At 59.2% G+C, this 22,940-nt stretch carries 22 protein-coding genes; 6 read left to right on the forward strand and 16 right to left on the reverse strand.

Features of this window, described 5'->3' with window-relative positions; genetic code table 11:
* Nucleotides 1-96 precede the first annotated feature (96 nt).
* The 3 genes from ACTWLJ_RS02435 to ACTWLJ_RS02445 form a co-directional block, all read right to left on the reverse strand.
* Nucleotides 97-1,200 (reverse strand): NADH:flavin oxidoreductase, encoded by a 1,104-nt coding sequence (locus tag ACTWLJ_RS02435; RefSeq protein WP_445179751.1) that lies wholly within the window; start codon nt 1,198-1,200, stop codon nt 97-99.
* A 189-nt stretch (nt 1,201-1,389) separates the two neighbouring features.
* A complete protein-coding gene (locus ACTWLJ_RS02440; RefSeq protein WP_445179752.1) occupies nt 1,390-1,872 on the reverse strand; it encodes a glutathione peroxidase in 483 nt (160 codons plus the stop codon).
* Nucleotides 1,873-1,993: 121 nt separating this feature from the next.
* Nucleotides 1,994-2,479, reverse strand: coding sequence for an FKBP-type peptidyl-prolyl cis-trans isomerase (locus ACTWLJ_RS02445; protein ID WP_445179753.1), 486 nt, complete (start codon nt 2,477-2,479; stop codon nt 1,994-1,996).
* Between ACTWLJ_RS02445 and ACTWLJ_RS02450 the strand changes: the two genes are divergently transcribed.
* Genes ACTWLJ_RS02450 through ACTWLJ_RS02460 form a run of 3 tightly spaced genes read left to right on the forward strand, consistent with a single transcriptional unit; the run spans nt 2,448 to nt 5,840 of the window.
* Nucleotides 2,448-2,774: a DUF3565 domain-containing protein gene (locus ACTWLJ_RS02450; RefSeq protein WP_445179754.1), complete on the forward strand. Its 327-nt coding sequence runs from the start codon at nt 2,448-2,450 to the stop codon at nt 2,772-2,774. The two genes, ACTWLJ_RS02445 and ACTWLJ_RS02450, sit on opposite strands and share 32 nt — an antisense overlap.
* 60 nt (nt 2,775-2,834) lie before the next feature.
* Nucleotides 2,835-4,934, forward strand: coding sequence for a phosphate acetyltransferase (gene pta / locus ACTWLJ_RS02455; protein WP_401220859.1), 2,100 nt, complete (start codon nt 2,835-2,837; stop codon nt 4,932-4,934).
* Entirely contained in the window at nt 4,935-5,840 is a 906-nt protein-coding gene (locus tag ACTWLJ_RS02460; protein WP_445179755.1) for an acyltransferase, read from the forward strand. It abuts the gene before it with no gap.
* A gap of 673 nt (nt 5,841-6,513) precedes the next feature.
* Here ACTWLJ_RS02460 and cysN read toward each other — a convergent pair.
* The 3 genes from cysN to ACTWLJ_RS02475 all read right to left on the reverse strand — a co-directional run bounded on the left by cysN (nt 6,514) and on the right by ACTWLJ_RS02475 (nt 10,354).
* Complete coding sequence (cysN, locus tag ACTWLJ_RS02465) at nt 6,514-8,412, reverse strand: sulfate adenylyltransferase subunit CysN (protein ID WP_445179756.1); 1,899 nt, start codon at nt 8,410-8,412, stop codon at nt 6,514-6,516.
* A 9-nt stretch (nt 8,413-8,421) separates the two neighbouring features.
* Complete coding sequence (gene cysD, locus ACTWLJ_RS02470; RefSeq protein ID WP_007912374.1) at nt 8,422-9,339, reverse strand: sulfate adenylyltransferase subunit CysD; 918 nt, start codon at nt 9,337-9,339, stop codon at nt 8,422-8,424.
* A gap of 256 nt (nt 9,340-9,595) precedes the next feature.
* Nucleotides 9,596-10,354 (reverse strand): Nif3-like dinuclear metal center hexameric protein, encoded by a 759-nt coding sequence (locus tag ACTWLJ_RS02475; RefSeq protein ID WP_445179757.1) that lies wholly within the window; start codon nt 10,352-10,354, stop codon nt 9,596-9,598.
* A gap of 103 nt (nt 10,355-10,457) precedes the next feature.
* Between ACTWLJ_RS02475 and algW the strand changes: the two genes are divergently transcribed.
* The 3 genes from algW (at nt 10,458) to ACTWLJ_RS02490 (ending at nt 14,538) form a co-directional block, all read left to right on the forward strand.
* Nucleotides 10,458-11,612 carry a Do family serine endopeptidase AlgW gene (gene algW / locus ACTWLJ_RS02480; RefSeq protein WP_401218517.1) on the forward strand — a complete coding sequence of 385 codons (1,155 nt, stop codon included), beginning with the start codon at nt 10,458-10,460 and terminating at the stop codon, nt 11,610-11,612.
* An 87-nt stretch (nt 11,613-11,699) separates the two neighbouring features.
* On the forward strand, nt 11,700-13,805 hold the full coding sequence (locus tag ACTWLJ_RS02485) for a TonB-dependent siderophore receptor (protein ID WP_445179758.1): 2,106 nt from the start codon (nt 11,700-11,702) through the stop codon (nt 13,803-13,805).
* Between the two features lie 13 nt (nt 13,806-13,818).
* Nucleotides 13,819-14,538 carry a DUF4198 domain-containing protein gene (locus ACTWLJ_RS02490; protein ID WP_445179759.1) on the forward strand — a complete coding sequence of 240 codons (720 nt, stop codon included), beginning with the start codon at nt 13,819-13,821 and terminating at the stop codon, nt 14,536-14,538.
* 104 nt (nt 14,539-14,642) lie between these two features.
* Here ACTWLJ_RS02490 and hisC read toward each other — a convergent pair whose 3' ends face one another.
* From hisC to ACTWLJ_RS02540, 10 genes are all read right to left on the reverse strand, one after another.
* A complete protein-coding gene (gene hisC, locus ACTWLJ_RS02495; protein ID WP_445179760.1) occupies nt 14,643-15,695 on the reverse strand; it encodes a histidinol-phosphate transaminase in 1,053 nt (350 codons plus the stop codon).
* A 3-nt stretch (nt 15,696-15,698) separates the two neighbouring features.
* Nucleotides 15,699-17,024 (reverse strand): histidinol dehydrogenase, encoded by a 1,326-nt coding sequence (hisD, locus tag ACTWLJ_RS02500; protein ID WP_401218503.1) that lies wholly within the window; start codon nt 17,022-17,024, stop codon nt 15,699-15,701.
* A 375-nt stretch (nt 17,025-17,399) separates the two neighbouring features.
* Nucleotides 17,400-18,035 carry an ATP phosphoribosyltransferase gene (hisG, locus tag ACTWLJ_RS02505; protein WP_401218500.1) on the reverse strand — a complete coding sequence of 212 codons (636 nt, stop codon included), beginning with the start codon at nt 18,033-18,035 and terminating at the stop codon, nt 17,400-17,402.
* Between the two features lie 126 nt (nt 18,036-18,161).
* Nucleotides 18,162-19,427, reverse strand: a complete 1,266-nt coding sequence (gene murA / locus ACTWLJ_RS02510) for a UDP-N-acetylglucosamine 1-carboxyvinyltransferase (RefSeq protein WP_201227957.1) — start codon at nt 19,425-19,427, stop codon at nt 18,162-18,164.
* 22 nt (nt 19,428-19,449) lie between these two features.
* Nucleotides 19,450-19,689, reverse strand: coding sequence for a BolA family protein (locus tag ACTWLJ_RS02515; RefSeq protein ID WP_401218497.1), 240 nt, complete (start codon nt 19,687-19,689; stop codon nt 19,450-19,452).
* Between the two features lie 114 nt (nt 19,690-19,803).
* Nucleotides 19,804-20,109 (reverse strand): STAS domain-containing protein, encoded by a 306-nt coding sequence (locus tag ACTWLJ_RS02520; protein ID WP_401218494.1) that lies wholly within the window; start codon nt 20,107-20,109, stop codon nt 19,804-19,806.
* Nucleotides 20,106-20,759 carry an MlaC/ttg2D family ABC transporter substrate-binding protein gene (locus ACTWLJ_RS02525; protein WP_401218492.1) on the reverse strand — a complete coding sequence of 218 codons (654 nt, stop codon included), beginning with the start codon at nt 20,757-20,759 and terminating at the stop codon, nt 20,106-20,108. Before ACTWLJ_RS02525 ends, ACTWLJ_RS02520 begins: the two co-directional genes overlap by 4 nt.
* Nucleotides 20,760-20,770: 11 nt before the next feature.
* Nucleotides 20,771-21,238, reverse strand: a complete 468-nt coding sequence (gene mlaD / locus ACTWLJ_RS02530) for an outer membrane lipid asymmetry maintenance protein MlaD (protein WP_095190863.1) — start codon at nt 21,236-21,238, stop codon at nt 20,771-20,773.
* The gene (mlaE, locus tag ACTWLJ_RS02535) at nt 21,238-22,035 is read right to left on the reverse strand and encodes a lipid asymmetry maintenance ABC transporter permease subunit MlaE (RefSeq protein WP_445179761.1); all 798 of its coding nucleotides are present in this window, start codon (nt 22,033-22,035) and stop codon (nt 21,238-21,240) included. The genes mlaD and mlaE overlap by 1 nt, the downstream gene beginning before the upstream one ends.
* Nucleotides 22,035-22,844, reverse strand: a complete 810-nt coding sequence (locus ACTWLJ_RS02540) for an ATP-binding cassette domain-containing protein (RefSeq protein ID WP_445179762.1) — start codon at nt 22,842-22,844, stop codon at nt 22,035-22,037. The genes mlaE and ACTWLJ_RS02540 overlap by 1 nt, the downstream gene beginning before the upstream one ends.
* Nucleotides 22,845-22,940: the final 96 nt, after the last annotated feature.

Below are 22,940 nucleotides of genomic sequence, written 5' to 3' on the forward strand. Positions count from 1 at the left end.
TTTAAAACAGCCTTCGCGAGCAAGCTCGCTCCCACATTGGAATGCATTTCAATGTGGGAGCGAGCTTGCTCGCGAAGGGGTCAGTGAGATCGCTGTTTAAACCAGCGTCATCAACGCCTCACGGCTGAACGGCAGAATGTCCTGCTCGCGGCCTTCACGCACTTTCAGCGCCCAGTCGGGGTCGACCAGCAGCGCACGCCCCACCGCCACCAGATCGAATTCTTCTTTGTTCAGACGCTCCAGCAGGTTCTCCAGACTGGCCGGTTGCGCGACCTTGTCGGTGTTGACCATGAACTGCAGGAACTCGCCGTCCAGGCCAACGCTGCCCACGGTAATGGTCGGTTTGCCGGTGAGCTTGCGCGTCCAGCCAGCAAGATTCAGTTCGGAGCCGTCGAATTCCGGCTCCCAGAAACGCCGCGTCGAGCAGTGGAAAATGTCCACGCCGGCATCGGAAAGTGGCTTGAGAAACTCGCCCAACGCTTCGGATGTTTGCACCAGACGCGCGGTGTAATCCTGCTGCTTCCACTGCGAGAAACGGAAGATAATCGGAAAACCCTCTCCGACCGCCGCACGCACCGCTTGAATCAATTCGATAGCAAAACGCGAACGGTTGGCCAGGCTGCCACCGTATTCGTCGGTGCGCTGGTTGCTGCCTTCCCAGAAGAACTGATCGACCAGATAACCGTGGGCACCGTGGATTTCCACGCCGTCCATGCCGATGCTTTGCGCATCTTTGGCAGCCTGGGCGAAGGAAGCGATCACGTCCTGAATGTCTTGCTTGCTCATGCCGTGTACCACGACCTGACCGTCCTTGAGTTTCCCCGACGGGCCATAACCCGGCACGCTGGCGTCCGGCTCGGTGCCGATGCGGCGCACACTGCCGACATGCCACAGCTGTGGAACGATCTTGCCGCCTTCAGCGTGTACCGCGTCGACCACTTTCTTCCAGCCCGCCAGCGCCGCTTCGCCGTAGAAGTGCGGCACGTTCGGGTAACCATTGGAGGCGATATGGCCGACGGTGGTGCCTTCGGTGATGATCAGGCCGACACCCGCCGCCGCACGACGACGGTAGTACTCAATGACTTTGGAGTTCGGTACGCCGCCCGGAGAAAAGGAGCGGGTCATCGGCGCCATGACCACACGGGTCGGTAGTTCGAGGGCACCGAGGTGGAACGGTTTGAACAAGGCTTGGACGGGCATCGTGAAGCTCCACTGAGAATGGCTTTATGACGGCGATAATATGGATGCTCGCGAGCAATGAACAGCACTATTGATTTAAGTGATTAAGGATCAGAAACAAAAAGATCGCAGCCTGCGGCAGCGTCAACAGGAAACGTATTCCCATGTTGGCGCTGCCGCAGGCTGCGATCTTTTGGACTTGCGGAGGTTTCAGCCCAGCGCTTTCTCGATCGCTTGCACGATCGTTGGATCATCCGGCGCCGTGCGCGGCGAGAACCGGGCGAGTACCCGTCCGTCCTTGCCGAGCAGAAACTTTTCGAAGTTCCAGGTGATGTCACCCGGGAATTCCGCGCCCTCGCCCGCCAGCAGGCGGTAGAGCTGATGACGATCATGGCCGTTGACTTCAAGCTTGCTCGACAACGGAAAGGTCACGCCATAGTTGAGGCTGCAGAAATCCTGGATTTCCTGTTCGGTGCCTGGTTCCTGACCGGCAAACTGGTTGCACGGCAGGCCCAACACACTGAAGCCTTTGCCTTTGAATTGCTGATAGAGGTTTTCCAGCGCCGCGTACTGTGGGGTCAAGCCGCATTTGGAGGCGACGTTGACCACCAGCACGACGTGGCCCTTGAAGGGCGCCAGCGGTAGCTCCTGACCATCCAGGGCTGTCAACTTAAGGTCGTGAAAAGCACTCATGACGAACTCCAGATTCCCGTTTTCTACTCGAAACAGCCGCTTGGTGACGCCACCACGGACAGCCACGGACTAAAAAGGCGCCCGCAGGCGCCTCTCCAGTACTCGAAGCTTAGCGCAGAAATCAGTGCTGATGGCCACCTTCGCCATGGACGTGACCATGAGCGATTTCTTCCTGGCTGGCATCACGGATATCAATGATCTTCACCTGGAAGTTCAGGCGCTGGCCGGCCAATGGGTGATTGCCGTCAACGGTGACGTCGTCGCCGTCGAGGTCACGGATGGTGACAATTTGCATTTGGCCGTCTGGAGCGGAAGCGTGGAACTGCATGCCGACTTCCAGCTCGTCAACGCCTTCGAACATGCTGCGGCTCAGCGTGCTGACCAGTTCGGCAGCGTATTCGCCGTAAGCATCTTCAGGTTCAACGGCTACGGTCAGCTCGTCGCCGACTGCTTTGCCTTCCAGTGCCTTTTCCAGGCCCGGGATGATGTTACCTGCGCCTTGCAGGTAGACCAGCGGCGCGCCGCCGGCGGAGCTGTCGATGACCTCACCAGCGTCGTTGGTCAGGGTATAGTCGATGGAGACAGCCTTATTGGCGGCGATCAGCATGGGGCGAGACCTTTTGCAGAAGAATATAGAAAGGCCAAGTTTAGCGAAGCAATCGCTCGAAAGCGAACACAACCCGGACAAACGGGATTCGACGATTACCGGCTTTCATCAGGACGAGGACGGTCACTGGGTCGCCGAACTTTCCTGCGGGCACACCCAGCACCTGCGTCATCAGCCGCCATGGCAATCGCGGGCCTGGGTGCTGGACGCCGCGCAACGTATTGAAAAAATAGGCCAACCCTTTGCCTGCGGTTGGTGCGCACAAGGCTCGGTTAGCGCTAACCTTGGCGACTGAATTTCGGCAGATCGTCAGAGATAGATGATCGCCATTGCCATGCACCCTTAGAGAATCCGCATGCAAACTTTTTTTATCGCACCCACCGATTTTGGTGTGGGTCTGACCTCCATCAGCCTCGGGCTGGTGCGCACGCTGGAGCGGGCCGGACTGAAAGTCGGCTTCTTCAAACCGATCGCCCAGCCGCATCCGGGCGACACCGGCCCTGAGCGTTCCACCGAACTGGTGGCGCGTACTCACGGTTTGAAACCGCCGCAGCCGTTGGGTTTGGCGCACGTCGAACGAATGCTCGGCGACGGTCAGCTCGATGAGCTGCTCGAAGAAATCATCGCTCTATACCAACAGGCTGCCGTAGGTAAGGACGTACTGGTGGTGGAAGGCATGGTGCCGACCCGCAGCGCCAGTTATGCCGCCCGGGTCAATCTGCACCTGGCAAAAAGCCTCGATGCCGAAGTGATTCTGGTCTCGGCCCCGGAAAATGAAGTGCTCGCCGAACTCTCCGGTCGCGTGGAATTGCAGGCGCAGTTGTTCGGTGGCCCGAAAGATCCAAAAGTCCTCGGCGTGATCCTCAACAAGGTCAAGACCGACGAGAGCATGGAGGCTTTTGCTACGCGTCTTAAGGAGCATTCGCCGTTGCTGCGCAGCGGTGATTTCCGTCTGCTCGGCTGCATTCCATTCCAGCCGGAACTCAACGCGCCGCGCACTCGCGACGTTGCCGATCTGATGGGCGCCCAAGTGCTCAACGCCGGTGATTATGAAACCCGGCGCATGACCAAAATCATCATCTGCGCGCGCACCATGCGCAACACTGTGGAGCTGCTCAAGCCCGGCGTGCTGGTGGTCACCCCGGGCGACCGCGACGACATCATTCTCGCGGTCAGTCTCGCGGCATTGAACGGCGTGCCGCTGGCCGGCCTGCTGCTGACCAGCGACACCCTGCCCGACCCGCGCATCATGGATTTGTGCCGTGGCGCGTTGCAGGCCGGTTTGCCGGTGTTGTCGGTGAGCACCGGCTCCTACGACACCGCCAACCTGCTGAATGGTCTGAACAAGGAAATCCCCATTGATGACCGCGAGCGTGCGGAAATCATCACCGATTTCGTCGCCAGCCACCTCGATGCCAACTGGCTGCATCAGCGCTGTGGTACGCCACGGGAAATGCGTCTGTCGCCAGCGGTGTTCCGTTATCAGTTGATCCAGCGCGCCCAGGCAGCCAACAAGCGCATCGTCCTGCCCGAAGGCAGCGAGCCGCTCACCGTGCAAGCGGCGGCGATCTGTCAGGAGCGCGGCATCGCCCGTTGCGTGTTGCTGGCCAAACCCGAGGACGTCGAAGCGGTGGCCCGTGCGCAAGGCATCGTATTGCCGCCGGGGCTGGAAATCCTCGATCCGGATCTGGTTCGCGACCGCTATATCGAACCGATGGTCGCCCTGCGCAAAAGCAAAAGCCTGAATGCGCCAATGGCCGAGCAGCAACTGGAAGACACCGTGGTGATCGGCACCATGATGCTTGCGCTGGACGAAGTCGACGGGCTGGTTTCGGGCGTGATCAACACCACGGCCAACACCATTCGCCCGGCCTTGCAGTTGATCAAGACCGCACCGGGTTGCACGCTGGTGTCATCGGTGTTCTTCATGCTGTTTCCCGAAGAAGTGCTGGTCTATGGCGACTGCGTGATGAACCCGCATCCGAGTGCCGTGGAACTGGCCGAGATCGCCCTGCAAAGCGCCGACTCGGCTGCCGCATTCGGCATTACCCCGCGAGTGGCGATGATCAGTTACTCCAGTGGCGAGTCGGCCACGGGTGAAGAAGTCGAGAAAGTCCGCGAAGCCACCCTGCTCGCCCATGAACAACAGCACTCGCTGCTGATCGACGGGCCGTTGCAGTACGATGCCGCCGCCAACCAAGACGTGGCTCGACAACTGGCGCCGAACAGCCAGGTGGCTGGTCGTGCAACAGTGTTCGTGTTCCCCGATCTGAACACCGGCAACACCACCCACAAAGCCGTGCAGCGCAGCGCCGACTGCGTCAGCCTCGGTCCGATGCTTCAAGGCTTGCGTAAACCGGTGAATGATTTGCCGCGTGGCGCGCAGGTCGATGACATCGTTTACACCATCGCCCTGACCGCGATTCAAGCCGCCAACCGACCTATGGATGTGTAAATGCTGGACTTCCTCCCTGCCCCTTTGCGCGGCGTGATCGCCGCGCTGCTGCTGGCGCTGAACACGATTCTGCTGTGCTCGTTTCTGTTTTGCGTGGCGCTGATCAAGGTGCTGCCATTCGACCTCGCCCGACGTGCTTCGCTGTGGCTGATGAGCCATACCCACGAAGCGTGGATCAGCAACAACAAAGCCTGGATGAACCTGGTGCGGCGCACGCGCTGGCACATCAGCGGGCTGGAAGGTCTCGACTACCAACACTCGTACCTGATCACCAGCAACCATCAGAGCTGGGTCGATATTCTGGTGCTGCAATACGTGCTCAACCGCCGCATTCAGCCTCTGAAGTTCTTTCTCAAGCAGGAGCTGATCTGGGTTCCGGTGATCGGTCTGGCGTGGTGGGCGCTGGGCTTTCCGTTCATGAAACGCTACTCCAAGGCCTATCTGCAAAAGCACCCGGAAAAGAAAGGCAAAGATCTGGAAACCACCCGCAACACCTGCGCGAAATTTCGCGATAACCCGGTGGGAATTTTCAATTTTGTCGAAGGCACGCGCTTTACTGAAGGCAAACACGCGCAGCAGCAGTCGCCGTTCAGATACCTGCTCAAGCCCAAGGCCGGTGGTATTGCGTTTGTGCTGGATGCGATGGGCGAGCAACTGGAATCGATCGTCAACGTGACGATTCACTATCCGGGCGGGCGTCCGGGTTTCTGGGATTTGCTCTGCGGCAATGTGCGTGATGTGGTGGTGCACTTTGAAGAGCTGAAGATCCCACAGCAGTTCATCGGCAAGAACTACGATCAGGACGGCGAATATCGCCTGCAGTTTCAGGGCTGGATCAATCAGCTGTGGCAGGACAAGGATGCGTTGCTGGAGCAGATGCACCGCGAGTATCCAGCGAAGCCTTGAGGCGCCTGTTCCGGCCCCTTCGCTGGCAAGCCAGCTCCCACAGGTTTCTTGGCCGAACACAATATTTGTGTTCACTGAAGATCACTGTGGGAGATGCACCGCGAGTATCCAGCGAAGCCTTGAGGCGCCTGTTCCGGCCCCTTCGCTGGCAAGCCAGCTCCCACAGGTTTCTTGGCCGTACACAATATTTGTGTTCACTGAAGATCACTGTGGGAGATGCACCGCGAGTATCCAGCGAAGCCTTGAGGCGCCTGTTCCGGCCCCTTCGCTGGCAAGCCTGCTCCCACAGGTTTCTTGGCCGTACACAATATTTGTGTTCACTGAAGATCACTGTGGGAGATGCACCGCGAGTATCCAGCGAAGCCTTGAGGCGCCTGTTCCGGCCCCTTCGCTGGCAAGCCAGCTCCCACAGGTTTCTTGGCCGTACACAATATTTGTGTTCACTGAAGATCACTGTGGGAGATGCACCGCGAGTATCCAGCGAAGCCTTGAGTCGCCTGTTCCGGCCCCTTCGCTGGCAAGCCAGCTCCCACAGGTTTCTTGGCCGAACACAATATTTGTGTTCACTGAAGATCACTGTGGGAGCTGGCTTGCCAGCGATAGCAATCTTGAAGACAACAAAAAACCCGCTGATGATCACTCATCAGCGGGTTTTTCTTTAAGCAGCTAACGCTTAGATCGCGCCACGCTTGCGCAGCAGTTCCAGCACTTGCTTGACGCTGTCTTCCAGCGACAGCGACTGGGTGTCGATCACCAGATCGGCATTCAGCGGTACGTCGTACGGGAAGGATTCGCCCGGAATGTTGTCGCCACCAGCGGCGTACAAACCTTGCGGATCACGCTCGGCGCACACGGCTGGCGATGCCTGCACATAGACCGTCAGCAAACGCTCTTTGCCGATCAGGTCCTTGGCCTGCTCGCGACCTTCGGCACTCGGTGCAACGAATGCAGCCAGGGTCAGCAGACCGGCTTCGTTGAACTGACGTGCAACGTGCGCGGCACGACGCCAGTTCTCGGTGCGACCGGCACGATCCTGCGGCAGACCCTTGTTGAGGTCGTGACGCAGATTCTGACCATCCAGCACAAACACCGCACGGCCCATGTCGAACAGCTTGCGCTCGACGGCATACGCCAACGTGCTCTTGCCTGCGCCCGACAAACCGCTGAACAACACGGTAGCCGGTTGCTGGCCGAAGCGCTGGGCGCGCTCGACAGTCGCGACATGCGCCAGTTTGCCGTGGTGCGTGGCGCTGCCATGCGACACCGGCTGAGCGACGATCATGCCGGCGCCGACGGTGCCGTTGGTCAAACGATCGATGATGATAAACGCGCCGGTGGTGCGGTTGCTTTCGTAACCGTCGAGGGCAATCGGCGCATCGAGCGCGATCCTGACCTTGCCGATTTCGTTGAGCTGCAACGCGCTCGCCGGGCCTTCTTCAAGGGTGTTCACGTCGACCTTGTTGACGATGCTGGCGATGGAGCCCGGCACGTAACTGGTGGCGCGTTTGATGTCGTATTTCTTGCCCGGCAGCATCGGCTCTTCAGCCATCCACACCAGCATTGCTTCGAAGCTGTCGGTGACCGGCGGCACGTTGTCGGCATGCACCAGCAGATCGCCGCGGGAGATGTCGATTTCGTCTTCCATGGTCAGCGTCACCGCTTGACCCGGGCCGGCGTGCTCCAGTTCACCTTCGAAGGTGACGATGGATTTCACACGGCTGCTCTTGCCCGACGGCAACACCACGACTTCGTCGCCTTTCTTGACGATGCCGCTGGCAAGGGTGCCGGCGAAACCACGGAAGTTCAGGTTCGGCCGGTTGACGTACTGCACCGGGAAACGCAGATCGGTGAAGTTGCGGTCGCCCGCCACTTCCACGGTCTCGAGAATTTCCATCAGCGACTGGCCGGTGTACCACGGCGAGCGCTCGGACTTGTTCACCACGTTGTCGCCCTTCAAGGCAGACATCGGCACGAAGTGCATGCTGGTCGGCTTCATCTTCAAGCCTTCGGCGAACTTCAGGTAGTCGGCCTTGATCGACTCGAACACACCTTCATCGAAGTCTTTCAGGTCCATCTTGTTGATGGCGACAACGATGTGTTTGATGCCCAGCAACGAAGCGATGAAGCTGTGGCGACGGGTCTGGGTCTGCACGCCGTAACGGGCATCGACCAGAATGATCGCCAGGTCACAGGTGGAAGCACCGGTGGCCATGTTGCGGGTGTACTGCTCATGGCCTGGGGTATCGGCAATGATGAATTTGCGTTTGGCGGTGGAGAAATAGCGGTAGGCGACATCGATGGTGATGCCCTGCTCACGCTCGGCCTGCAAGCCGTCAACCAGCAATGCCAGGTCGATGTCGTCACCAGTGGTGCCGACTTTCTTCGAATCACGGGTGATCGCTTCGAGGTGATCTTCGTAGATCATCTTCGAGTCGTGCAGCAGGCGCCCGATCAGGGTGCTTTTGCCGTCATCGACGTTACCGCAGGTCAAAAAGCGCAGCAGCTCTTTACGTTCGTGCTGGCCCAGATAGGCGAGGATGTCCTCGCTGATCAAATCAGATTGATGCGACATGACAGCCCCTTAGAAATAACCTTGACGTTTTTTATCTTCCATCGAGCCTGCGCCATCGTGGTCGATGACACGGCCCTGGCGCTCGGAAGTTCGCGTCAGGAGCATTTCCTGGATGATGTCCGTCAGGCTTTCAGCCTCGGACTCCACCGCGCCCGTCAACGGGTAGCAGCCAAGGGTACGGAAACGCACTTTCTTTTTGACGATGCGCGCTTTGTCTTCATCGGACAGGTGTTCGAGGATGCGCTCGTCGTCGATCATGATCAGCGTGCCGTTCTTCTCGATCACTTCGCGTTCGGCGGCGAAGTACAGCGGCACAATCGGGATGCCTTCGAGGTAGATGTACTGCCAGATGTCCAGTTCGGTCCAGTTCGACAACGGGAACACACGGATGGATTCGCCCTTGTTGACCTTGCCGTTGTAGACGTTCCACAGTTCTGGACGCTGGTTCTTCGGGTCCCAGCGGTGCTTGCTGTCGCGGAACGAGTACACGCGCTCTTTGGCGCGGGATTTCTCTTCATCGCGACGGGCACCGCCGAATGCTGCGTCGAAACCATGCTTGTCGAGTGCCTGCTTGAGGCCCTCGGTTTTCATGATGTCGGTGTGCTTGGCGCTGCCGTGGGTGAACGGGTTGATGTTCTGTGCAACGCCATCGGGATTGATGTGGGTGATCAGGTCCAGGCCCAGCTCTTCGACCATCTTGTCGCGGAACTTGTACATCTCCTGGAATTTCCACCGGGTGTCGACGTGCATCACCGGAAACGGCAGTTTGCCCGGGAAGAACGCCTTGCGTGCCAGGTGCAGCATCACGGCGGAGTCTTTACCGATGGAGTACAGCATCACCGGGTTATCGAACTCGGCGGCCACCTCGCGGATGATGTGGATGCTTTCCGCCTCCAGCTGTTTCAGATGCGTCAGTTTGTCGACCATGGCTACTCACGAAAGCTTTCTTATGAACGGCCAGCGGGCCGTGTTCGAGCGGGGAATCCTAGCACAGCGACCTGCTTCTAATCAGGGCGCCAACTAGAACGAAAGGGCATATGAATATGCCCACATGTTTGGCTCGGGAGCGCTGCTCTGTGGGAGCGAGCTTGCTCGCGAATGCGGTGTGTCATTCAACATTGATGCTGGCTGAACGACCGTATTCGCGGGCAAGCCCGCTCCCACAATTGATGTAAGTGTTCCGTCAGATCGGGTTCGGGCAGTCGATGAAGATGTGTTCGAGGGCAAAGCGCTTCGCCAGATAGTCACCCAGCGCCTGCACGCCGTAACGCTCGGTGGCGTGGTGGCCAGCGGCGATGAAGCTGATGTCGTTTTCCCGGGCGCTATGGAAAGTCTGCTCGGACGCCTCACCGCTCAGGTACAGATCGACGCCAGCCGCTACGGCCTGATCGATATAGCCCTGACCGCCGCCTGTGCACCAGCCGACACGCCGAATCATTGCACTGCCTTCTATAAGCAGTGGCTCGCGGCCCATGACTTCCTGTACGCGACGGGCGAAATCCCGGGGAGTTGCCGGCTCGTTGAGCGAACCGACCAGTCCGACGACTTTCAGATTGGCAGGGTCCAGCGGGCCCTCGACGGTGATGTCCAGTTGACGGGCAAGTTGCACGTTATTGCCGACATCCGGGTGCAGATCCAGCGGCAAGTGGTAGGCGAGCAGACTGATGTCGTGCTTGAGCAGTGTCTTCAGGCGACGCTGCTTCATACCGGTGATGCACGGGTTCTCGCCTTTCCAGAAGTAACCGTGATGCACCAATACCAGATCGGCCCCGGCCTCGACGGCGGCATCGAGCAACGCCTGACTGGCGGTGACGCCGCTGACGATGCGCATCACCTGCGGACGGCCTTCGACCTGCAAACCGTTGGGGCAATAATCGGCGATTTTCGAGCTGCCGAGGTAACGGTCGGCTTCCTCGACCAGGGTGCTCAGAGCGACGGCCATGAAAGACTCCTAAATATCCCGTTCAGAGGCGCGCGCGGCCTCGTATAATGCGCGTCATTATGGGCGGTCTGACCCCGCCTGCAACCTTTCCAGGACGTGCTTAATGTTCAAGGCGCTGCGTTTTTTCGGCTGGCCGCTGTTGGCCGGTGTGCTTATCGCTCTGTTGATAATCCAGCGTTACCCGCAGTGGGTCGGGCTTCCGAGCCTCGACGTCAACCTGCAACAGGCCCCGCAAACCACCAGCGTGCAGCAGGGGCCGGTGTCTTATGCGGACGCGGTAGTCATCGCTGCGCCATCGGTGGTCAACCTGTACACCACCAAAGTCATCGCCAAACCGGCGCATCCGCTGTTCGAAGACCCGCAGTTCCGGCGCTTCTTCGGTGATAACTCGCCGAAGCAGAAACGCATGGAATCGAGCCTCGGTTCCGGCGTGATCATGAGCCCGGAAGGCTACATCCTGACCAACAACCATGTGACCACCGGCGCGGATCAGATCGTCGTGGCGCTCAAGGATGGTCGCGAAACCCTGGCCCGCGTGATCGGCAGCGACCCGGAAACCGACCTCGCAGTCCTCAAGATCGACCTGAAAAACCTGCCGGCGATCACCGTCGGTCGCTCCGACAACATCCGCATCGGCGACGTCGCACTGGCCATCGGCAACCCGTTTGGCGTCGGCCAGACCGTGACCATGGGCATCATCAGTGCCACCGGGCGTAACCAGTTGGGCCTGAACAACTACGAAGACTTCATCCAGACCGACGCGGCGATCAACCCGGGCAACTCCGGCGGCGCGCTGGTCGATGCCAACGGCAACCTGACCGGTATCAACACCGCGATCTTCTCCAAGTCCGGTGGCTCGCAAGGCATCGGTTTTGCGATCCCGGTGAAACTGGCGATGGAAGTGATGAAGTCGATCATCGAGCACGGTCAGGTGATCCGTGGCTGGCTCGGCATTGAAGTACAACCGTTGACCCAGGAACTGGCCGAATCGTTTGGTTTGTCCGGGCGTCCGGGGATTGTCGTGGCGGGGATTTTCCGTGACGGCCCGGCGCAGAAGGCCGGCCTGCAATTGGGCGACGTGATCCTCAGCATCGACGGCGAACCCGCCGGTGATGGTCGTCGTTCGATGAACCAGGTGGCGCGGATCAAGCCCACCGACAAGGTGACAATCCAGGTGATGCGCAACGGCAAGGAGCTCAAGCTGAGCGCAGAAATCGGTCTGCGCCCACCGCCTGCACCGGTGAAAGAAGAAGAGTAAAACTTTTTTCGCGCCAAGCGCGCGAATAAAAGACATTCTCAAAAGGCATGTTATATTGTTTCAATTAGACAATTGGAACAACATAACATGTCGTCTCGAAAAAAGGCCTCGCTGCTAGGGCTGACCCTTGGCCTGCTTGGCGATCCGGTATTTGCCGAAGAGCCGCAGCCACTCGAACTCGACGCGATCAGCGTCACCTCCGAATACGAATCCGCCACCGGCCCGGTCAAGGGCTACCGCGCTATCCGCTCCTCCAGTGCGACCAAAACCGACAGCGCGATTCGCGATATTCCACGGGCAATCAGCGTGGTGCCCGCCAGCGTACTCAAGGATCTGGGGAGCAACAGCGTCGAGCGCGCTCTGGACTTTGCCGGCGGCGTGTCGAAGCAGAACAACTTCGGCGGCCTGACACTCTACGAATACAGCGTGCGCGGCTTCACCACTTCGGAGTTCTACAAGGACGGCTTCAGCGCCAACCGTGGTTATCCAAGCACGCCGGACGTCGCCAACATCGAGCGCATCGAAGTGCTCAAGGGCCCCGCCGCCAGTCTCTACGGACGCGGTGACCCCGGTGGCACGGTGAACATCGTCAGCAAAAAACCGCAGCCCGAAGCCTTCACCACTCTGCAAACCAGCGCCGGTAGCTGGGATCGTTATCGCACCGCTGTGGACGTCAATACGCCGCTGGATGAGCACGGCGATGTGCTTTCACGGATCAACCTCGCCGTTGAAGACAACAACAGTTTTCGCGATCACGTCGACAGCAAGCGTGTGTTTGTCGCGCCCTCGATCAGTTGGCAATTGAACCCTGACACGTCGCTATTGGTGGAAAGCGAGTTCGTCCGCCACAGCTCGACTTTCGACCGTGGCATCGTCGCGCCGAACAATAAATGGAGCGGTGTTTCACGCTCGACGTTTCTCGGCGAACCCAACGACGGCAACATCGACAACCACAACAACATGCTCCAGGCCGCTCTCGAACATCAGCTCAATGACGACTGGAAACTGCGTCTGGCCAGCCATTACAAGGACGGCAAACTGTGGGGATTCGCCTCGGAAAATCGTCCGTTGAATGCCGACGGCCATACCGTCAACCGACGCTATCGCGAGCGCGATACCAATTGGCATGACAGCATCACGCAACTGGAACTGCGCGGTCTGTTCGACCTCGGCCTCTGGCAGCACGAACTGCTGATCGGCACCGAATACGAGAACTTCCGCAAGAACGAGCGGGTCACCACCATCGCCGGCGGCCCGTATGCCATCGACATTTACCAGCCGATTTACGGCCAGCCAAAACCCGACGGCAAACGCTCCGGCAGCGACTTCTTCGAACACGTCGAAAGCCACGCGCTGAACCTGCAGGATCAAATTGTCTTCACCGACAAACTGCGCGGGATGATCGGTGCGCGCTTCGAGCATTTTGATCAACACATCGACGATCACAGCCGTAATGCCAAAAGCGACCAGCGCCACGACGCCCTCACCCAACGCGCCGGCCTGCTCTATCAACTGACACCACAGACCGGCGTGTTCGCCAACGCCTCGACCTCGTTCAAACCGAACAATGGCCTCGATGCCTCCGGTAAATCCTTCGATCCGGAACAAGGTGTGGGTTATGAAATCGGGATCAAGAACGAGCTGTTCGATGATCGCCTGAGCAGCACCCTCGCCTTCTTCCATATCGACAAGGAAAACGTCCTCGCCCTCGACCCGGCCACCGATACCAGCCGAGCGATGGGCAAGGCGCGCAGTCGTGGTTTTGATTGGCAGGTCAGCGGGCAGATAACCGACGCCGTGCGGGTGATCGGCGCGTTCGCCTACATCGACGCCGAAGTGACCAAGGGTGATGCGGTGATTCCCACCGGCAGCCGCATCCTCGGTGTAGCCAAACGCAGCGGCAGTCTGTTGGGCGTTTATGAATTTCAGGACGGCCATCTGCGCGGCTCGGACGTTGGCGCAGCGTTCACCTATGTCGGTGATCGCTCGGGCGAATCCGGCAGCGACTTCGAATTACCCGCCTACCAGACCGTCGATTTGCTGGCCCATTACAAGGCCAGCGACACCGTCACCGTCGGCCTCAATCTGAACAATCTGTTCGACGAAAAATACTACGAGCGCTCGTACAGCAACTACTGGGTCAATCCCGGCGAGCCGCGCAACTTCACTGTCAGCCTTACTCTCAACCTGTAAAAGGACGTCCCCAATGCACCACCGCAAAATCCTCCTGCTCGTCGCCGCGCTGTTCGCCACGCAAGCCTCGGCCCATGGTCTGTGGACCGAGCAACGACGCGGCAATATCGAAGTGATTTACGGCCATGGCGCCGAAGACAACGCGTTCAAGGCGCAGAAAATCAGCGGCGCCTGGGCGTATGACGCGGGCGGCAAGATGATCCCGGTCACGGTTGAACGTCTGGCCGATCACGCACGCCTGCAACCGTTGAAACCACCGGCCGTGATGGCGGTGGCGCTGAACAATGGCATGTGGTCGCAAACGGCGGACAAGAAGTGGATCAACCAGGGTCGCAGCAAGGTGCCTGGGGCGATTGAGTCGACAGAAACCTTCAAGTACAGCCTGGCGATTTACCAGCCGGGGGCAAAGTTGCCCAAGCTGGATCAAATGAAATTGCTGATCTTGCCGGAGGTTGATCCGCTGACCGTTGGCCCGGGCAAATCACTGCCGGTGCGGGTGTTGCTCGATGGCAAACCAGCGGCGGGGATCAAGTTGATTGGCGACTATCGCAGTGCGCCGAACACCTTGAGTACCGAGACCGACAAGGACGGTCGCGCGCAGGTGCTGGTGCGTAATGAAGGGCTGAATGTGATTGCGGCGCAGGTGGAAGTGCCGGTGAAGGACAGTGCTGATGTGAGCAGCCGTGGATTGTTCAGCTCGCTGACATTCCTTGGTGAGCCGCATCACGAGTAGGTCTTTAGATCGGCGGCGCGGCATTCGCGGGCAAGCCCGCTCCCACATTAGATTTGTGAACAACACAGATCCAGTGTGGGAGCAGGCTTGCTCGCGAAAGCGGTTTAGAGGTCGCCAAGGCCGTCGATCAACGCCTGATTCTGCTCCGGCGTGCCGATCGAGATCCGCAGGAACTGGGCAATCCGCTCCTGTTTGAAGTGACGCACGATCACCCCTTGCTCACGCAGTTTGGCCGCCAGCCCCGCCGCATCATGTTGCGGATGACGAGCGAAAATGAAGTTCGCTGCCGACGGCAACACCTCAAATCCCTTGGCCTGCAACTGCGCGATCACCCACTCACGGCTCTCGATCACCAGACGGCAAGTCTTGTCGAAATACTCGCGATCTTCGAATGCCGCCGCTGCGCCGACATTCGCCAGACGATCCAGCGGATAAGAGTTGAAGCTGTTCTTAATCCGCTCCAGTGCCTCGATCAGATCCGGATGCCCGACCGCCAGACCGACCCGCAGGCCAGCCAGCGAGCGCGACTTGGACAGGGTCTGAGTCACCAGCAGGTTCGGATAACGATCCACCAGACTGATCGCCGTCTCGCCGCCGAAGTCGATGTAGGCCTCATCCACCACAACCACCGAATCCGGGCTGACCTTGAGGATTTGCTCGACGGCGTCCAGCGCCAACAGGCAACCGGTGGGCGCGTTCGGGTTAGGGAAAATGATTCCGCCGTTCGGCTTGGCATAGTCGGCCGGGTTGATCTGGAACTGCGCGTCCAGCGGCACCGCGTCGAACTTGATGCCGTAGAGCCCGCAGTAGACCGGGTAGAAGCTGTAGCTGATGTCAGGGAACAGCAGCGGCTGATCGTGTTGCAGCAACCCGTGGAAAATGTGCGCCAGCACTTCATCGGAACCGTTGCCGAGGAACACTTGGTTGCTCTGCACGCCGTAGTAATTGGCGACGGCGTTTTTCAGCAGATCGCTGTTCGGGTCCGGGTACAGACGCAGGTTGTCGTTGAGTTCGGTCTGCATCGCCGCCAAGGCTTTTGGCGACGGGCCGTACGGGTTTTCATTGGTGTTGAGCTTGACCAGTTTAGTCAGCTTCGGTTGTTCGCCGGGTACGTAAGGCACCAAATCCTTGACGAACGGGCTCCAGAATTTACTCATCTTTCAGTTCCCCTTCTGTTCGTCTTTGATGCGGTATTCGGCGCTACGGGCATGCGCGCTCAGCGATTCGCCACGGGCGAGAACCGAAGCGGTCTTGCCCAACTCGGAAGCACCTTCCTCGGAGCAGAAGATGATCGACGAGCGTTTCTGGAAATCGTACACCCCCAGCGGCGAGGAGAAACGTGCGGTGCCGGAAGTTGGCAAGACGTGGTTCGGCCCGGCGCAGTAGTCGCCCAGCGCCTCTGAGGTGTGGCGGCCCATGAAGATCGCACCGGCGTGGCGGATCTGCGGCAGCCAGGCTTGTGGGTCGGCGACCGACAGCTCCAAGTGTTCCGGAGCGATGCGGTTGGCGACTTCGATGGCTTGCGCCATGTCACGTACTTGAATCAGCGCACCACGGCCATTGATCGAGGTTTCGATGATGGTTGCGCGGTCCATGGTCGGCAGCAGCTTGTCGATGCTCGCGGCAACCTTGTCGAGGAACTCGGCATCCGGGCTGACCAGAATCGCCTGAGCGTCTTCGTCGTGTTCGGCCTGGGAAAACAGGTCCATGGCGATCCAGTCCGGATCGGTCTGGCCATCGCACACCACGAGGATTTCCGAAGGGCCGGCGATCATGTCGATACCGACCTGACCGAATACGTGACGTTTGGCGGTGGCGACATAGATGTTGCCCGGGCCAACCACCTTGTCCACTTTCGGCACGCTTTCGGTGCCATAAGCCAACGCAGCCACGGCTTGCGCGCCACCGATGGTGAACACCCGGTCAACGCCTGCGATGCACGCGGCGGCGAGCACCAGTTCGTTGATTTCACCGCGTGGGGTCGGCACGACCATGACCACTTCGGTCACACCGGCCACCTTGGCCGGAATCGCGTTCATCAGCACCGATGACGGGTACGACGCCTTGCCGCCCGGTACATACAGACCGGCGCGATCCAGTGGCGTGACCTTCTGGCCCAACACGGTGCCGTCCGCTTCGGTGTAGCTCCAGGAATCCTGCTTCTGTTTTTCGTGGTAGCTGCGCACACGGGACGCGGCTTTTTCCAACGCTTCACGTTGCGGCACGGTGATGCGGGTCAGGGCCAGTTCCAGACGCTCGCGCGGCAGGATCAAGTCCGCCATGGAGGCGACTTCGAGGCCGTCGAATTTCTGGGTGAACTCGACCAGCGCCGCGTCACCGCGCTCGCGTACGGCCTTGATGATATCCAGCACCCGCTGATTGACCGAGTCGTCAGACACACTTTCCCAGCTCAGCAGATGATCCAGATGATGCGCGAAATCCGGGTCAGCAGCGTTGAGTCGGCGAATTGCAGTCGGTGCGGTCATAGCGAGAGCCTCATAGGAATGGCAAAAACTCAGGCGCCCGAAGGTGCGCTGACGTTTAATAACGATCGCGTTGGTACTGTGGTCGCGCCAGGCAAGGCGCGGGACAAAGGTAAGGGTTGTTTCCTTACCGAGTCCCGCAACGCAGCATGGCGCGACCACAGTGCCAACCCGCAGGGCCTTGCTTCAAAAGGCAGGCCTCTACGCGATTTTTACTTCTGAGAAAATTCTTCTGCTGCTTTAGGTCGCCTTTTGGAGCATGGCGCGGTCGTTATTAAACGTCAGCGCACCTTCCCCGGCCAGTCGTTTCCGCTTGGGCACCTGAGATTCTGGCTATGAGGCGGATAGACGGGCGCGACTCAAGGTCGCGCAGGTAAATCAGCCGCGGTGTCGCGACTCCACTGCCTTGCGCAGGGTGTCGATCAACGCCTGGATACGGGCGTGTTGCATTTTCATCGAAGCCTTGTTGACCACCAGACGCGAGCTGATCGTGGCGATCAGTTCCTGAGGTTCCAGGCCGTTGGCGCGCAGGGTGTTACCGGTGTCGACCACGTCGATGATCTTGTCGGCCAGGCCAATCAGCGGTGCCAGTTCCATCGAGCCGTAGAGCTTGATGATATCGACCTGACGGCCCTGCTCGGCGTAGTAACGCTTGGCGACGTTGACGAACTTGGTCGCCACACGCAGACGGCCCTTGGGCTCGACCGCGCCGATCTTGCCGGCGGTCATCAGCTTGCATTGGGCAATCTGCAGATCCAGCGGCTCATACAGGCCCTGGCCGGTGTATTCCATCAACACGTCTTTACCGGCAACGCCGAGGTCGGCCGCGCCATGCTCGACATAGGTCGGCACATCGGTGGCGCGCACGATCAACAGACGTACGTCTGGCTGGGTCGTGGGAATGATCAGCTTGCGGCTCTTGTCCGGATTCTCGGTCGGCACGATACCCGCTTCAGCCAGAAGCGGCAGGGTGTCGTCAAGGATGCGGCCCTTGGACAGTGCGATGGTCAACATGGGAAACGTCAGTCCTTATCAAGGTACTCATGTCCGGTCGCAATCGGCGCCGAACACACATCGAGCCGGAAACCGGCTCGACTCAATCTAATCCAGTGGACACTTCCCTGTGTCCCGATGCAGCTATCAGCCCGGAACGCGACGGATCTTGGCGCCCAGCATCTGCAGTTTTTCTTCGATGCACTCGTAACCACGGTCGATATGGTAGATGCGGTCGATCAGGGTATCGCCTTCGGCAACCAGTGCCGAGATCACCAGACTGGCCGAGGCCCGCAGGTCGGTCGCCATCACTGGCGCGCCCTTCAGGACTTCGGTACCGGTAACGATGGCAGTGTTGCCTTCGACCTGGATCTTGGCGCCCATGCGGTGCAGTTCGTAAACGTGCATGAAACGGTTTTCGAAGATCGTCTCGATCACTGCGCCAGTGCCTTCGGCGATGGCGTTGAGCGAGATGAACTGCGCCTGCATGTCAGTCGGGAAAGCAGGGTACGGCGCGGTGCGCACGTTGACCGCTTTCGGACGCTTGCCGTGCATGTTCAGCTCGATCCAGTCTTCACCGCTGGTGATTTCTGCCCCGGCTTCACGAAGCTTTTCCAGAACGGCTTCAAGAATGGTCGGATCAGTGTCCTTGACCTTGACGCGGCCACCGGTAACGGCAGCAGCAACCAGGTAGGTGCCGGTTTCGATACGGTCAGGCATGACTTTGTAGAAACACGACCCCAGACGCTCGACGCCATCGATGGTGATGGTGTCGGTGCCAGCGCCGGAAACCTTGGCGCCCATGGCGTTCAGGAAGTTCGCCAGGTCAACCACTTCTGGTTCGCGAGCGGCGTTCTGCAGCACGCTGCGACCCTTGGCCAGTGCAGCGGCCATCATGATGTTTTCGGTACCGGTCACGCTTACGGTATCGAAGAAGAAGCTCGCACCACGCAGGCCGCCTTCTGGCGCCTTGGCCTTGATGTAGCCGCCTTCGACGTCGATCACCGCGCCCATGGCTTCGAGGCCACGGATGTGCAGGTCAACCGGACGCGAACCGATGGCGCAACCGCCAGGCAGTGCGACTTCGGCTTCACCGAAACGGGCAACCATCGGGCCCAGAACCAGGATCGACGCACGCATGGTTTTCACCAGTTCGTACGGCGCGATCAGGGTCTTGATGGTGCGCGGGTCGATTTCGACGCTGAGCTTCTCGTCGATCACCGGCTCAATGCCCATGCGACCGAACAGCTCGATCATGGTGGTGATGTCGTGCAGGTGCGGCAGGTTGCCAACGGTAACCGGGCCATCGCACAGCAGGGTGGCGGCCAGGATTGGCAGGGCAGAGTTCTTTGCCCCGGAAATGCGGATCTCGCCATCAAGACGAGCGCCACCGGTAATAATCAATTTATCCATAAGAATCTCGACGCCCTAGGGCTCAGGTGCGCTCGGCCCAGGCCGCGCTGCTGAAAAATTTCATAGTGACCGCATGGATGCTGCCATCGGTGATCCATGGGTTCAAATGGGCATAGACCTGCTGCTGACGCTTCACTGGGCTCAACGCCGCCAGTTCATCGCTAATCAAGTTCAGCTGGAAATTGCAGCCTTCGCCTTCAACTTCCACCTGGGTTCCTGGAAGTTTTTCTTCAAGGAAGCTCTTCACTTCTACGGCCTGCATGCTCAACCTCAATCGGCGCCCATTGCGCGCGGGTCGGACATCATACAAAAAAGCCCCGCGCCTGCGAACCCCGCATGGCAGGACTCTGACGGGGGGCTTCTCTGGTGATGCGTATTAGGGTTGCGCCAACAACTCGGTCAGTTCACTGACCTGAGCGATTTCGCGCATGTCTTCGGGCATTGCGCGGATGCTCACAGCCTTGCCGGCCGCTTGCGCATCACGCATGAAGCACAGCAGCAGCGACAAGCCGACACTGCTGGACTTCTTCACTGCCGAGCAATCGATCACCAGCGAGGCGGCCTTGCTGGACTTGATCAGCGCCTGACCTTCTTTGCGCAGATCAGGCCCGGTGCGGTAATCCAGCACTCCGCTGAGCAAAAGCTCGTCGACATCACTCATACGAACTGCCGCCTCATTCATTGCGCTGGCTTCTCGGCAGCTTTCTCGGTTGTTTCCTTGGCCTTGGCGACTTCACCGGCCCAACCATTGATGGTCTTGTCCAGATCGTTGCCATTGCGCTGCATCGCGTCGGCGAACTGATCACGGAACAGCTTGCCGATGTTGATGCCGTTGATGATCACGTTGCGCAGTTTCCACTCGCCGTTGATCTTCTCAAGGGTGTACTGCACCGGATAAACCGCGCCGTTGCTGCCCTTGACGGTCATGCCGACGCTGGTGCGGTCGCCCGACTCGTCCTTGGCAGGATCAACGGTGATGCCCTGATTGTTGTACTCAAGCAAGGCGTTGCCGTAGAACTGGAACAGGCCTTTCTTGAAGTTTTCCTGGAAGGTCTGCATCTGCGCCGGTGTTGCCTTGCGCGAATACTTGACCGTCATGATGCTCTTGGAAATGCCTTCGGCATCCACCACCGGGCCAACGATGTTGTTCAGCGCGGTATAGAAGTCGCTAGGGTCCTGCTTGTACTTCTCTTTATTGGCGGCAAGATCCGCCAGCATCCGATTGGTTGTATCAGTAATCAGATCGTGTGCCGACTGTCCGGGCGCAGCGCTGGCCATCAGCGGCAATGCCGCGAGCAACACCAACAGGCCACGTCGCAAGGTAGAGATCATTCAAAAGCTCCTCATTTGGCGTCTTTGCTAACGGTATTGAGCAGGAATTTACCGATCAGGTCTTCCAGTACCAGTGACGACTGCGTGTCATGAATGGTTCCACCATCCTTGAGCCGGGCATCTTCCCCGCCCACGCTGATACCGATGTACTTCTCGCCGAGCAATCCAGCGGTGAGGATAGACGCAGTGGAGTCGGTCGGCAGGTTATCGACCTTTTTATCCACTTGCAGGGTCACTCGACCGGTGAAGCTGTCGCGATCCAGATCGATTGCCGTGACCTTGCCGATGGTTACACCGGCCATGGTCACTTTGGCTCTGACCGTCAAACCGGCGATATTATCGAAGTACGCATACAATTTATAAGTATCGGTGGTCGACGTCGGAGACAGGCCACTGACCCGCAACGCAAGCAGAAGCAAAGCCAGTATCCCTGCCAGCAGGAACAGGCCGACACCGATTTCCAGGGTGCGGTTTTGCATCAGAAATCTCCAAACATCAAAGCGGTCAGAATAAAGTCCAGGCCGAGTACTGCCAGCGAGGCAAACACCACGGTCTTGGTAGTGGCACGACTGATCCCCTCGGAAGTGGGCTCACAGTCATAGCCTTGGAATACGGCGATCCAGGTCACGACAAAGGCAAAAACCACACTCTTGATGACGCCATTAAGCACATCGCCAGTGAAGTTCACGCTGTTCTGCATGTTCGCCCAGTAGGAACCTTCATACACGCCCAGCCAGTCGACGGCTACCCACGAACCGCCCCAGATACCCACGACGCTGAAGATCATCGCCAGCACCGGCAGGGAAATGAAACCGGCCCACAGACGCGGGGCAATAATGTACTTGAGCGGGTCGACACCGATCATTTCCAGGCTGGAAAGCTGTTCGGTGGATTTCATGTTGCCGATTTCGGCGGTCAGTGCCGAACCGGCACGCCCGGCGAACAGCAGCGCAGTCACCACCGGCCCCAGTTCACGCAGCAACGTCAGGGCGACCATCTGCCCTACCGCCTGCTCCGAACCGTAGCTCGACAAAATACTGAAGCCTTGCAGCGCCAGCACCATGCCGATGAAGATCCCGGAAACAACGATGATTACCAGCGACATCACGCCGATCGAATGCAGCTGTTTGATCAGCAGCCCGAAACCGCCGCTGATACCGCCACGGCCGATCAAGGCATGAAACAGGAACACGGTCGCCCGACCAAACACCGCAATGGTGTCGATCGCGCCTTCGCCGAAGCGGCGCACGCGCTCTATCAATGAAAGTTTGCGCATCAACGCTTCCCCAGAAGATCTGCGCGGTAATCCGTCGCTGGAAAGTGGTACGCCACCGGGCCATCCGGGTTGCCGGTCATGAACTGGCGGATTCGCGGCTCGTCCGAGTTCATCAACTCGTCCGGCGTGCCCTGCCCCAGCACCTGACCGTCACCCACTACATAGATGTAGTCGGCAATGCTCGCGGTTTCGGCCAGATCATGGGAAACCACGATGCTGGTGATCCCCAGTGCATCGTTGAGCAGACGAATCAGCCGGACCAGCACGCCCATGGCGATCGGGTCCTGACCGACGAATGGCTCGTCGTACATGAGAATCTGCGGATCGAGCGCAATCGCCCGGGCCAGCGCGACACGCCGTTTCATGCCACCGGACAACTCATCGGGCATCAGCTCGATGGCACCGCGCAAACCGACCGCCTGCAATTTGAGCAGGACGATGTCGCGGATCATTTCTTCCGGCAACTGGGTATGAACGCGCAGGGGGAATGCGACGTTCTCGAAGACATCGAGATCGGTAAACAGCGCGCCGCTCTGGAACAGCACACCCATGTGCTTGCGTGCATCGAACAGATCACTGCGCGACAGTTGCGGCAGGTTCTGTCCGTTGACCCAGACTTCCCCGCTGGACGGACGCAACTGTGCGCCCATCAGACGCAGCAGTGTGGTCTTGCCACACCCGGAAGGCCCCATGATGCCGGTGACCTTGCCGCGCGGGATGCGGATATCGACGTTATTGAAAATGCTGCGCGCACCGCGCTTGAAGGAGACTCCCTTCAGCTCGACCGCGTAGGCGTTATCGGCACTCATCTAAACTCCTTGCGATGCAGCCTCTCACTCGGACGCCTGGCTTTCTTGAAAAAGCACGTACATCCCGGGCAGGCCGAACTGGCGGCGAACTATATC

It is taken from the genome of Pseudomonas sp. McL0111, assembly GCF_052567255.1.